This is a genomic window from Novosphingobium organovorum (genome assembly GCF_022832435.1).
GTDB lineage: Bacteria > Pseudomonadota > Alphaproteobacteria > Sphingomonadales > Sphingomonadaceae > Novosphingobium > Novosphingobium organovorum.
In genome coordinates this window covers 1-11,887 of the sequence record NZ_JALHLF010000111.1, presented here as the reverse complement: position 1 = coordinate 11,887, position 11,887 = coordinate 1, and the positions used below count along the sequence as shown (strand labels likewise).

Sequence of the window (11,887 nt, the reverse complement as noted above, 5' to 3'; positions counted from 1 at the left end):
CTGCCACCGGTGTCGGGATCGGCGGCGCGGCGGCCTTTGCCGCGCGGCGCGCGCGCGCTTCGGTGGACCGGCAACTGGCGCGGGAATGGCAGGCGCAAGAGGCGCAGAGCCAACCGGCCCCGGAGAAGAAGGAGGCAGAGGAGAAGGCATGACCCTGCTCGATTTTGCACGCGGTCCGGCCCTTTACGGTTCGACGCTGATCCTGGTCTGCGGGCTCGTCTGGCGCCTGACGGGCGTGTTTCTGCTGCCCGCCCGGCGCGATCGCGCGGCGCCGGGGAAGGGGAGCTACGGCGCGCTGTGGGGCGCGCTGCGCATGATGATCGCGCGCTCGCTTCCTCGCCGCACGTTCCTTGGCCGCACGCTCGCAACGGTGCTCCTTGGCTATGCGATGCATCTGGGGCTGGGCATCGTGCTGCTGGGCGGGGCGCCGCATGTCCTGCTGATCGAGCAGGCGACCGGGATCGGCTGGCCCACCTTGCCCAAGGGTGTGGTCGCGCTGGCCAGTGGGATCACGCTGGTCGCGCTGCTCCTTGCGCTGGTGCGCCGTTGCACCCATCCGGTGCTGCGCCTGCTTTCGAACGGGGATGACTATCTCTCGCTTGTGCTCACGCTGATCCCGGTCGCGACCGGGATGCTGCTCGCTGAGGAGACCGCGCTGCCTTACGACACCTTGCTGACCTGGCACATCCTCTCGGTCGAGGCGCTGATGATCTGGCTGCCCTTCGGCAAGCTTTCCCACGCTGTTTTCGTCTTCGCCGGCCGCGCCATGCTGGGGGCGAAGCTGGGCCGCAGAGGAGCCCTGTCATGACCGCCGTACCCCCATCGATGAGCCCGGCCTCAAAGCCCGCGCCACGCCGGATCGCGGAAAGTCGCAGCCAGGAGGATAGGGTTCGGCTCGATGCCGCGATGCGTGGCTTCGTCTCCGATTTCGGTCCCGAGGCGGCCACCTGGATGGAGGCCTGCCTGCATTGCGGGCAATGCGCCGAGGCCTGCCAGTTCTATGTCGAGACGGGCGATCCCAAATACACCCCGATCTGGAAGATCGAACCGTTCAAGCAGGCCTACAGCCGCGAGATGGGCCCGTTCGCACCGCTCTTTCGCCTGCTGGGGCTGACCCCGAAGGTCTCGCTCGGCGAGTTGGAGCGTTGGCAGGACCTGCTCTACGACAGCTGCAACATGTGCGGTCGGTGCTCGCTGGTGTGCCCTGCGGGGATCGACATCGCCGATCTGGTCGAAAAGGCGCGCCACGGCATGTTCGAGGCCGGGCTCGTCCCGCCCGATTACCTTGGCGCGCTGGCGGGCAAGGAACGCGAGACGGGCAGCCCCTTCGGCATTCCCAAGGACGCGATGCGCCAGAGCCTGCTGGAGATCGGCGAAAAGCACGGGCTTGCGATGCACGTCGATGAACCCCACGCCGACGTGGTGCCCGCCGTCTCCTCGATCGACCTCAAGATGTACCCCGATTCCATCGCGGCCACGGCCAGGGTGCTCAACCACATCGGGGTTTCGTGGAGCTTTCGCACCGACGGGTTCGATGCCGACAACGTCTCGCTTACCGCCGGGGACAGGGTCGGGCAGAAACGGGTGACGCAGGCCATCGTCGAGGCCGCCACCCGCTGCGGCGCAAAGGTCCTGATCATGCCCGAATGTGGGCATTCCTATACCGAGATGCGCTGGGAGGCGGCCAACACCGTGGGCCACGCCTTGCCGTTTCGCGTCCTGCACATGTCCGAGTATCTGGCCGAATGCCTGGAGGCGGGCAGCTTGCGGCTGCGCGCGGTCGAGACGCCCGCCGACAGTCCGGGCGTGACCTTTCATGACCCGTGCCAGGTCTCGCGCCGGTCGGGGCGCAGCGATGCGCCGCGCGCGGTGATGGCCGCGCTTGGCCTGGATCTGCACGAACTGGCCGATCATGGGCCGGACAGCTGGTGCTGCGGCGGGGGTGGGGGCGTGGCGCTCATCAACCGGGCAAAGCCGCTGCGCAACCACGCCTTTGCGATCAAGGACCGGCAGGTCGCCGATAGCGGGGCGGATACGGTCTATGTCTCGTGCACCGGCTGTCGCCAGACCTTCGAGCACGGCTTCAAGGACCTGGGCCGCGTCACGAAAGTGGGGAGCCTGCTCGATCTGGTCGCAGAGCAACTCGAGGAACGGGAAGCCAAGGCATGAGCCGCACCATCGTTGTCGATCCCCTGACCCGCATCGAAGGCCACCTTCGCATCGAGGCGGGACTGGACGCGCACGGCACGGTGATTTCTGCGCTCAGTTCGGGCACGCAGGTGCGCGGTATCGAGATCATCCTCAAGGGCCGCGATCCGCGTGATGCCTGGGCCTTCGCGCAGCGCATCTGCGGCGTGTGTACGCTTGTCCATGGCCTTGCCTCGGTGCGGGCGGTGGAGGATGCGCTCAAGATCACGATCCCGCAAAATGCCGAGATGATCCGCAACCTCATGGCCGGGTGCCAGCTGGTGCAGGACCACGTCATGCACTTCTACCACCTTCAGGCGATGGACTGGGTGAACCCGATGGCCGCGCTCAGGGCCGATCCCGCGCAGGCGGCGAAGATCGCGGCGGCGCAGGACTATCCCGAAAGTTCGATCGCGCACTTCACGCAAGTGCAGGACAAGCTGCGCGGGCTCGTCGAATCCGGCCAGCTCGGGCTGTTTCGCGGCGGATACTGGGACCATCCCGGCTATCGGCTCTCGCCCGAGGTGAACCTGATCGCGCTTGCCCATTACATCGAGGGCCTGTCCTGGCAGCGCGAAGTGGGCAAGATCATGGCGATCTTCGGCGGCAAGGACCCGCATCCCAATCTGGTGGTCGGCGGGGTGCCCTGCGCGATTTCGGCAGGTCAGGGAGAGGGGCCGGGCGGGGGGGACGGCACGGCGGTGAACCTCACCATGCTGCAGACCGTGCAGCAGCTCATCACCACGATGGAGCGCTTTGTCAGCCGGGTCTACCTGCCCGACCTCGAACTGATCGCGGGGCAGTACAAGGACTGGTTCACGCGCGGCGAGGGGATCGGCAATTTCCTCGCCTACGGGGACTTTGGCGGCACGCGCGACAACGGCTTTGGCGTGGCGCGCGGTGTGGTCCTCGACCGGGACCTGACAAGGCTCCACCCCATCGATCTGGCGGACAAGGACCAGATCCAGGAATTCATCTCGAACGCATGGTACAGCTACGAGCAGGGCCGCGAGGCCGGGCTGCACCCTTATGCGGGCGAGACCACGCTGGCCTATGACGGGCCGCAGCCGCCGTTCGATCATCTGGACCGCGCCAAGGGCTATTCCTGGCTCAAGTCGCCGCGCTGGCGCGGGCATCCGGTCGAAGTGGGGCCGCTGGCGCGCCTCGTGGTGATGCGCGCTGCGGGCGAGACGCGGGCCAAGGACCGGACCGATGCGATCCTGGGGCGGCTCGGCCTTTCTTTCGATGCGCTCTATTCCACGATGGGGCGCATTCTGGCGCGCGGGATCGAGGCGCAGCTGATGACCGAGCGGATGCAGGACTGGCTCGATACGCTGCTGGCCAACATTGCGGCAGGCGATCTCAAGACCTTCAACGCCAGCGCATGGGACCCCTCCACCTGGCCCGAGAGGGCGCAGGGCGTCGGCTATGTCGAGGCGCCGCGCGGCTCGCTGGCGCATTGGATCGTGATCGAGAACGGCAAGATCGCCAATTACCAGGCGGTGGTGCCGACCACGTGGAACGCCGGGCCACTCGATCCGATGGGCCAGGCCGGACCCTATGAAGCGGCGCTGCTCGACGCGCACAGCCTGGCGGTTCCCGAGGAGCCGCTCGAACTCTTGCGCACCATCCACAGCTTCGATCCGTGCATGGCCTGCGCCGCGCATGTGCTGGGCAAGGAGCGCGAGGAGATCGTGCGGGTCAAGGTCGTCTGACGCATCGTTCACCGCGCAAAGCGCCCACGAAAAAGCCCTGCACCGCGTTTTCGCGGTGCAGGGCTTTTCGCTTTTCCCGGCCGATGGGCCGATCCGGCTTACTCCGCAGCGATAGCGGCGGGCAGCGCCTCTTCGCCGATGATCTGCTGGGCGGCCATGCGCCCACCGTTCACGGCAAAGCCAAAGCTCGTGCCCGAGGCCGCGCCCAGCGTGTAGCTGTCGCGCGCCGAGATGCCGCCCGCATCGTTGCCCACGACGTAGACACCCTGGATGACCGTGGCATCGGGCCGCACGGGCTGGAGATACTTGTTGATCCGGATGCCGCCGACCGTGGTAAGAATGCCGTAGGTCATGCGCAGGCCATAGAGCTTGCCGGTGGTCTCGATCCGGGTGAGATAGCGCTCGTCCTTGGCAAAGCCGCTGTCCTTGTTGCGCGCGACATCCTCGTTGTAGGTGGCCAGCGTCTGTTCAAGCTGGGCGAGCGGCAGCCCGGTCTGCCTGGCGAGATCCTCGATCCCATCGGCGACGACCACCGCGCCTTCGCAATTGGCAAGGCCGTAGTCGATGAACTTGTCGAAATCGCCGACCTTGGTCGTGGCTGGGACCAGCACACCCAGACCCACGTCGAGCCCCTTGGTCATCAGGTAGTCGCGCTCGGCGCCGTCAAGGATGGTCCACGAATGCTTGACGCGGTGGACGGCGTTGCCCGCGTGGATGAAATCGACCGCCACATCTTCGGCGGTGAAGCGTTCGCCCTGCAGATCGACCCAGACCCCGCGCGGTTGCCAGCCCAGGATGCACAGGTTCATCTGCTCCCAGCCCATCTTCTTCACGTGCTGGTCGAGCGCGGGCAGAAGCATGGTCGCGGCGATCGAATCGAGATCGGCCCCCAGCGCATGGACCATGGTGATGCCATCGCCTTCCGATCCGATCGGTGCGTACTGCACGGGATCGGGCGCTTCGGTGTACTTGGCCATCATTTCGGGGTTGTTGGCGAAACCGCCGGTGGCAACGATCACGCCGTCGCCGGCATGGACCACCAGTTCGTCACCTTCGGCGGTGAAGGCCCTGGCGCCGGTGACCCGGCCGGTCTCGTCGGTGAGCAATTCCTTGGCGGAGATATTGCGGATCAGTTCGGCGTTGGGGAAGGTTTCGAGCCGCTCGAAGAGGACCTTGCACAGCTGCTTGCCATGGCCCTTGGCGATGTGCCAGGTGCGGTTTGCAGTCCATTCGATGGTCTCGGGGCCTTCGAACTCGACGCCCTGCTGCTGGAGCCATTCGATCGTGTCGGCCGACTTGTTGTGGAAACGGCGCACGAGCGGGGCGTTGGCGGACCAGCGCGTTTCCTCCATCTCTTCGCGGTAGGTCTCGTCGCGCTTGAGGTTGACCCAGTTTTCGCGCTGCATCTCGGTTTCGACCCCGAACACGCCTTCGGCATAGTTCGCACGCCCGCCCGTCACCGGCGTTTTCTCGAGCACGAGGACCCGCTTGCCGGCAATGGCCAAGGTCAGCGCGGCGGCGAGGCCTCCTGCGCCGGCGCCAAGAACGAGGACGTCTGTGGTACGGCTGTCGTGTGTCATCTCGAATGTCCAGTGATTGCAACGATGGGACGAATTGCAGGCAGGGTAATGCCTGCGGTGCCCAGGTCATTGACCTGAGGCAAATCACTATATTTCAGAGCGATATGAACCTGTCATGGCCAGAGCGCCGGCAGGCCCGCGTGTCGGCGGGCCCGCGTAGGCTCAATCTCCATAGACCCTAAAGCGCGATGCCGGGCGGATCGCAAGGTGAAGGCGCGGGGGCGCTCCATACGCTGTCGGCAGGGCCCGAGCGGATGCGACGCAGGCTCGAGCGCCAGGCAACCATCACGAGGAGCGCGGCGATGAGCGCGGCTGCATCGAGGGCGAGGACGGTCGGGGGGTGGACACGGGCGTAAAGCAGGCTGGAGAGCGGGATGCACAGCAGCATGAGCGCGGTTCCGGGCATGAGCTCGATCACCGCGCGGGCGCTCCCGCGCCGCAGGGCCCAGACGGTGAAAGTGGCGAAGACGAGGTGGTAGATCAGGCTGTGCAGGCCGGTCGTCGCGGCAAGGCCAAGCGGCTTGGCCGCCGCGATCGTAAGGGCGATCCCGGCCATGGCGCCGAGCGGCACCCCGACGGTCAGCGCGCCGAGCACGTGGGTCGCGCGCGATTGCCGCACGGGACCGTTCGTGCTGCGCCGTTCGCGCTTGCGGCGACTTTCGATCCACAACAGGTTGCCGGTGTAGAAGACGAAGGCGCCCGACAGGCCCAGGAGGAAATAGGCCCAGCGGATGCCCGCCCCGCCGAAGCTGCCGAAGTGAAGCGAGAAGAACGTGGCGATGACGCCTCCCCAGCTGCTCGGGCGGCCGCCCAGGTAGTCCTCCACGATGGGCCTTGCCGTCGCGGGATCGACTTGCACGAACGTGTAGTTGGGCATGATCATCGGGTAACGCGGGTCGCGCCCCATTACCCGCAGCGTCGTCACGCCGCCAGGTCCCTGCCCATAGGCGAGCCTCGCCGGGGTGAAGCCGGGCCATCGCGCCTTGACCTTCGAGACGAGCCGGGCGGGGGGCAGCGGGGGTGGCCCGGCCGGTGGAGCGCTGATCGCCGGGCGCTCCGGCGCTTTGGCGAAGGTCGACGCCTGCGCGTCGTAGAACGGGTCGTGGAAGGCAAAGACGATTGAGGTCAGCGCCATGACGATGTGGAACGGCAGGCTGAACAGGCCCAGGAGATTGTGCAGGTCGAGCCACATGCGCTTGGCGTTCTTGCCCAGCCGCAGCGCGAAGAGGTCCTTCACCAGGCTGGGCAGCAGCACGACGAGACCCGATGCCAGCGCCAGGAAATAGAGAAGCGCAATCGCGCCCATGATCGGCATGGCGATCTCGTGGTCGAGCATCAGGCCGATCTGCTGGTGCAGCACGTCGATGAACTGGCCGACCGGGGAGGGGCCCGCTTCGCTCACCTGCAGCGATCCGTCGCGGGCCAGCGCGGCGTGGAACGTGCGCGATGTGCCTTCGTGGGCGTTGCCCGTCTCCCAGCTTACGCGGGCCGGTTCGGCGGGATCGGTTTCGAGGTGGATGGTGTAGTTGCGCGCCGCTTCCGGGTGCGCGGCGAGCACGGCACGCACGAGCGCCGGGGTCTTCTCGAGCGGGACCGGGGCGGCGAGCTTCGCCGGGGGCGAGGCCCAGCGCTGGAGCGGCTGCTCGAACATCGTGATCGCACCCGCGTAGAAGGCGATGAACAGGGCGAGCCCGGAAACGATGCCCACCCAGCTGTGAATGTCCTTGTACATCCTGAGGATGTCGGTGCGCATTTTCATGGCGGGCTCTCCGGGCCGGGCGGCGGAACGGGCCTGCGGTCCAGACCCGTGTCGGAACAGGGCGCGAAAGGGAACAGAAGCGCCCATTGAGACCGCGGCGCGCGCGCTCCGCCGGCGTGGACACTGTGGACCGTCCCGTCATTGCCCGCCGCGTGCCTTGCGAACGATGTCTGTGCTGCATGCTCCATGCGAATGCGATCCATTCCGCGACCCGTGATTGACATGTATTGCGAATCAATATCAATATCAATAACGGGCTTTTCGCGGCGTGCGAAGGGCTTTCACCAATGGGGGAATGAAAATGCCGATTCTATCCACACGCGCCCGCGGGGCGCGTGCTCGACGGGCCGCGTGCAGCCTGTTTGCGCTTTCGATCGTGCTTGGCGCCGTTCCGGCCCAAGCTTCGGAGGCTGCCGAGGACGCTGCCACGGACCCCGGCGCGGCGGGAGCGCAGGAGGCTGCGGGGGCAATCATCGTGACCGGCGAGAAGGTGGCGCGTCTTTTGAAGGATACGCCCACCGCGGTGACGGTGATCACCGGCGCGGACTCGCTCGAATACCGCTCACCCTACGATCTTGCCGACCAGGTGCCCAACATGGTCGGCGCCGCCGCCGACCTGCCCTCCATTCGCGGCGTGTCCGGTAACGGCGCGGGCAGTGGCTCGTACACGCTGACGTCGGGTGCGCGTCCGCGCATCGCCACGGTGATCGACGGATTGACCGAGACCTTTACCGGGCAGCGCTACATCGACGCCGGCCTGTGGGACATGGAGCGCGTCGAAGTGCTGCGCGGCCCGCAGAGCACGACCATCGGGCGCAACGCGCTGGGCGGTGCGATCGTGATCAAGACCAAGGACCCCACGTTCGATTGGGAAGGCGCGGTGCGCGCGGGCTTTGCGACCAAGGACGACAAGGGCTACCTGGCCGGGGTGGTGTCGGGCCCGGTGATCGGCGATGTCGTCGCCTTGCGCCTTGCTGCCGATGGCCTGCGCGGCAACAGCTACATCAAGTACGCGGGCGATGGCTGGCCGTGGGACCCCTCGGACATCAAGCAGACCAACGTGCGCGGCAAACTGCTCATCGAACCCTCCGGCCCCGACGGACTGCGGGTCATGCTGACCGGCAATCAGCGTTGGCAGAAGGGCGAATATCTCTACCTTTCGCATTATCCCGACTACGGAGCCTACACGTTCGCCAACCCCAAGATGAACACGCGTTACAGCGATTCCAAAATATCCGCGCTGCAGGTCGACGTTTCGGTTCCGATAAGCAGCGCCCTCTCGGCGCAGGTGCTCTATGGCCACCAGTGGTACACGAGCGATTTCCAGCAGTCGAACGTGACCGGGACCGCGCTCTACAATCTCTCGCTCAAGGAGCAGAACGACACCGTCGATGCGCGCCTCCTGCTCGCGCCTCCCGGCTCAGATCTGACCGGCGTCCTGGCGTTCTACTATTACGACCGCCATCAGGACCTGACCTCGGATCTGGGCATCTCGGGGCCGGACGACACCAGCACCATGGCGATCTACGGCGATCTCACCGCGCCGCTCACAGGCGGACTGTCGCTGATCCTGGGCGGGCGCGTCGAGCGCGAGAAGCAGCAGCGCGACGTCGTCCACAGCAAGGGTACGGTCGACATCGACGAGGCGCACACGATGTTCCTGCCCAAGATCGGCCTGCTCTACAAACTGACGCGGAGCACGAACCTGGGCTTCACCGTGCGCAAGGGTTACAATTCGGGGGGCGGCGCGATCGACTTCACGGCCTCGGAATTCTACCAGTACGGCAAGGAAACGGTGATGGCCTACGAGGCCACCGTGCGGTCGGAGTTCCTCGATGGGCTCGTGGCCGTCAGCGCCAATGGCTTCTACAGCGAATTCACCGACTACCAGGGGCTGATCTCGGGCCGTTACACCAACATTCCCAAGGCCCACAACTACGGCTTCGAGGCGGAGGCTACCGTGCGTGCGTGGCAGGGCATGAAGCTGCAGACCGGGCTGGGCCTGCTCGACACCCGGATCGACGAGGCGCCGGCCAGCAGCCCCGCGCTCGTGGGCGCCGAGCTCAACCGCGCGCCGCACACGACGTTCAATGTCGGTGTCGAACAGGAATTCGCCCATGGGTTCTACGTTGGCGGTCGGCTCAACCTCGTGAGTGACTATGTCACGGACATCGAGAGCGCCGATACGGCGGGTGACTACGCCGTGCTCGATGCGAACGTGGGCTATCGAAGCGAGCACTTCGACCTGCGTGTCTTCGTGCGGAACCTGACGAACGCGTTGATCCTCTACTCGTTGGACAGCAATGCCAACGGAACGTACTCTCAAGTTGGCAATCCCCGCACGTTCGGGGTGACGGCAGAAGTCCGGCTCTGATCTGGCGGCGGGGGACGTGGCGGGGTAGGTTGTCGCTTGGTGTCGGCCTGTTCGACTCTATCGGGTTGGTACGTGCACGACGAACCCCGCCTTTGCTCTTGCCGTCAAATGGCCCGCAACGAACGCGCGGTTTGCGCCCAAGCTGGTCGCTCAAGGGCCGAATCTACGCGCCAAGATGCGGACCTTGTTACCGCGGCGCCTTCGGCTAACATTCCAGAATATGGACGAGCATATTTCTCTTGCCGATGTGAGCCAGCTGGTGGTGACGGAAATCGAAACCTTCGTTGTACCGGCCCCGCGTCCTGACCAGCTAGGAGAGACTCTCCCTGCCGCATGGTTTGCACAGCAATTAGATCAGATGAGAGAGGCTTTGATCGAGCCTTATATCGCCGAGATTGATGGTGACGGGCGGTTCCCTGGAAGCATCCCCAAGCCGGTGCCAAGGCAGGTTGCCATTGTCGCTGAGGATGATGATATTTTCCTCGCCTATGATCCTGACCCTGACGGTGATTTCGCTTTGATATTCAAGTCAGCTTCCGGCTTTGGGGTATCGCCCAATCGTGGCCATGCCGTGGATTGCTTCATGTCGCGCTAGGCAAGCAGATTGCCCAAATCGGTGGCACGAAAGGACCGCAAAAGGGCGTGCGCTGAAATTCCGCCGTGCGCCCATGGCGGTCGTTCAGGGGGGCGATTTGCCGCGCTTGGCTGCGGCCCGTCCGCTATCCCTTGCCGACCAGATCGGCCAGCAGCCGTGAAGGGTGGAGAACAGTCATTCACTCCACATGGAATGCGTCGATGATTTGCTGTTCTGATATTCCCTGCTGACGCGCCCAAAGCGTAAGGTATTCAGCAAGATGCCAATCCACCTCTTCATCTGGTCTCGCGAGGCAATTTGAGAGGCGTAACCCGCTCTGCTGATCGATGGGCAAAGGTTTCATCATCGCCCACATCTCGCTTTGAAGCGCCAGACCTTGTGTATTCTGTTCACCGCGGTCGAAGGCCACCAACGCCCTCTGCTGAACGGTCTCCACCAAACGCATATGCCAATGAAGGGCGCGAACCACTTTATGAGTGCGCGGTCGTAGTGTCCCCTCGTGGATCTCATCTACAACCGTATCCGCGTTGGCCATGTCCGTCGTCATTATTGGAGAATAGGCCAAAGCGGAACGTTCGCAACGAGGCGCGTGCGGCCAGCTCGCATTTGCGCCCTAGTTGGATGTTTACTGCTTTAACGGGCGACCCTGAAAGGGGCCGCTCCTATGGGCATATTTCCTCCAGACATGATGGCTGGCGGTTCGGCAGTGCGCGCATCAATCTGCAAGCGAGGCTAGCCAGCCATGTTCGGTCAAATCGGTCTGATCTCCGATCATCTCCTGATCAAACTCTGGCTCCCATGGGAAAATGCCGCTTCGATCCGGCCAAACGATTTGTAGGCAAGGGAACTCCTCGCTGCCACCATAGAACCACCCGCTCCAGCCAAGATATTCCTGATAAAAGCGACGGGCGACCGGGAAGGCGTAAGCAGGCAAATTTCCGAAAACGGCGCTCGTCTTAACTCCCACGGGGATCGCTTCGCCCTTCTGACCATCGCGAAAAAGATCCCAGAAAACGTCGTGAGAAATTTCGTCTTTTAGGCTGAAGATGAGCAATTCTGGCTGCTGAACATTCGCCCAGAAGCCAGTCGTGAACGAAAATCCTGGGCCGATTTCGTCTGCCAAAATTTTCGTTCGCGTCCAGCCATACTGCCTAACGTTATCGACGAAGGCCTTCTCGGGCTCATCGAGAAGATCTGTGGGGGCTTGCAGGGCAGTCAACATACTGCAGTGATATCACGACCTTGGGGTTCCGCAATCGACTTAGGTGAGCATAATCCGACAGCTGTTCCAGCCTCCTAGAGCGCTAAGTCGGTGAGGCGCCCTTGTCGGTCGCTCAGCGCCTGATCCGGCGCGCCCTAAACCTGTCGGACCGGTTTTCTTCGCCGAGCAGGTTCGTCAGCAGTCGTGATGGGGCGCAAGTCGACNGCGCCCTTGTCGGTCGCTCAGCGCCTGATCCGGCGCGCCCTAAACCTGTCGGACCGGTTTTCTTCGCCGAGCAGGTTCGTCAGCAGTCGTGATGGGGCGCAAGTCGACGTATGCATGCGCGTGCCGCAACGGCGTGAGTTGATTTGGTGCCGACATTCGCCACCATCGGAGGTCCTTCCAAAAAACCACAATATCGGCCATTTAGGTGCAATGCCGATAGCCCAGTTCGAGAACTCTGATGAAACGCCACT

The 11,887-nt window shown here is 64.4% G+C and carries 9 protein-coding genes; 5 read left to right on the top strand and 4 right to left on the bottom strand.

Going from position 1 to position 11,887, the window contains the following annotated elements; all coding sequences use genetic code 11:
- The first annotated feature begins 148 nt into the window (after window positions 1–148).
- The 3 genes from MTR62_RS17820 to MTR62_RS17810 are packed head-to-tail and all read left to right on the top strand — an operon-like array spanning window position 149 to window position 3,902.
- On the top strand, window positions 149–808 hold the full coding sequence (locus MTR62_RS17820) for a hypothetical protein (protein WP_244023457.1): 660 nt from the start codon (window positions 149–151) through the stop codon (window positions 806–808).
- On the top strand, window positions 805–2,169 hold the full coding sequence (locus tag MTR62_RS17815; protein WP_244023455.1) for a (Fe-S)-binding protein: 1,365 nt from the start codon (window positions 805–807) through the stop codon (window positions 2,167–2,169). Before MTR62_RS17820 ends, MTR62_RS17815 begins: the two co-directional genes overlap by 4 nt.
- On the top strand, window positions 2,166–3,902 hold the full coding sequence (locus tag MTR62_RS17810; protein WP_244023453.1) for a nickel-dependent hydrogenase large subunit: 1,737 nt from the start codon (window positions 2,166–2,168) through the stop codon (window positions 3,900–3,902). The genes MTR62_RS17815 and MTR62_RS17810 overlap by 4 nt, the downstream gene beginning before the upstream one ends.
- A 98-nt stretch (window positions 3,903–4,000) precedes the next feature.
- Here the strand turns inward: MTR62_RS17810 and MTR62_RS17805 are convergent, their stop codons facing one another.
- The gene (locus MTR62_RS17805; RefSeq protein ID WP_244023450.1) at window positions 4,001–5,482 is read right to left on the bottom strand and encodes an FAD-dependent oxidoreductase; all 1,482 of its coding nucleotides are present in this window, start codon (window positions 5,480–5,482) and stop codon (window positions 4,001–4,003) included.
- A 178-nt stretch (window positions 5,483–5,660) separates the two neighbouring features.
- Window positions 5,661–7,241: a PepSY-associated TM helix domain-containing protein gene (locus MTR62_RS17800; protein WP_244023448.1), complete on the bottom strand. Its 1,581-nt coding sequence runs from the start codon at window positions 7,239–7,241 to the stop codon at window positions 5,661–5,663.
- 301 nt (window positions 7,242–7,542) lie between these two features.
- On the opposite strand from MTR62_RS17800, the gene MTR62_RS17795 reads away from it, so the two are divergent.
- Complete coding sequence (locus tag MTR62_RS17795; protein ID WP_244023446.1) at window positions 7,543–9,615, top strand: TonB-dependent receptor; 2,073 nt, start codon at window positions 7,543–7,545, stop codon at window positions 9,613–9,615.
- Between the two features lie 220 nt (window positions 9,616–9,835).
- The gene (locus MTR62_RS17790; protein WP_244023444.1) at window positions 9,836–10,210 is read left to right on the top strand and encodes a hypothetical protein; all 375 of its coding nucleotides are present in this window, start codon (window positions 9,836–9,838) and stop codon (window positions 10,208–10,210) included.
- A gap of 178 nt (window positions 10,211–10,388) precedes the next feature.
- Here the strand turns inward: MTR62_RS17790 and MTR62_RS17785 are convergent, their stop codons facing one another.
- The gene (locus tag MTR62_RS17785; protein WP_244023442.1) at window positions 10,389–10,745 is read right to left on the bottom strand and encodes a hypothetical protein; all 357 of its coding nucleotides are present in this window, start codon (window positions 10,743–10,745) and stop codon (window positions 10,389–10,391) included.
- 180 nt (window positions 10,746–10,925) lie between these two features.
- The gene (locus tag MTR62_RS17780; RefSeq protein WP_244023440.1) at window positions 10,926–11,432 is read right to left on the bottom strand and encodes a DUF4262 domain-containing protein; all 507 of its coding nucleotides are present in this window, start codon (window positions 11,430–11,432) and stop codon (window positions 10,926–10,928) included.
- Window positions 11,433–11,887 lie beyond the last annotated feature (455 nt).

Coding starts and splice junctions, on each gene's coding strand:
- MTR62_RS17820 (WP_244023457.1), top strand. CDS start 149: ATGACCCTGCTCGATTTTGCACGCGGTCCGGCCCTTTACGGTTCGACG.
- MTR62_RS17815 (WP_244023455.1), top strand. CDS start 805: ATGACCGCCGTACCCCCATCGATGAGCCCGGCCTCAAAGCCCGCGCCA.
- MTR62_RS17810 (WP_244023453.1), top strand. CDS start 2,166: ATGAGCCGCACCATCGTTGTCGATCCCCTGACCCGCATCGAAGGCCAC.
- MTR62_RS17805 (WP_244023450.1), bottom strand. CDS start 5,482: ATGACACACGACAGCCGTACCACAGACGTCCTCGTTCTTGGCGCCGGC.
- MTR62_RS17800 (WP_244023448.1), bottom strand. CDS start 7,241: ATGAAAATGCGCACCGACATCCTCAGGATGTACAAGGACATTCACAGC.
- MTR62_RS17795 (WP_244023446.1), top strand. CDS start 7,543: ATGCCGATTCTATCCACACGCGCCCGCGGGGCGCGTGCTCGACGGGCC.
- MTR62_RS17790 (WP_244023444.1), top strand. CDS start 9,836: ATGGACGAGCATATTTCTCTTGCCGATGTGAGCCAGCTGGTGGTGACG.
- MTR62_RS17785 (WP_244023442.1), bottom strand. CDS start 10,745: ATGGCCAACGCGGATACGGTTGTAGATGAGATCCACGAGGGGACACTA.
- MTR62_RS17780 (WP_244023440.1), bottom strand. CDS start 11,432: ATGTTGACTGCCCTGCAAGCCCCCACAGATCTTCTCGATGAGCCCGAG.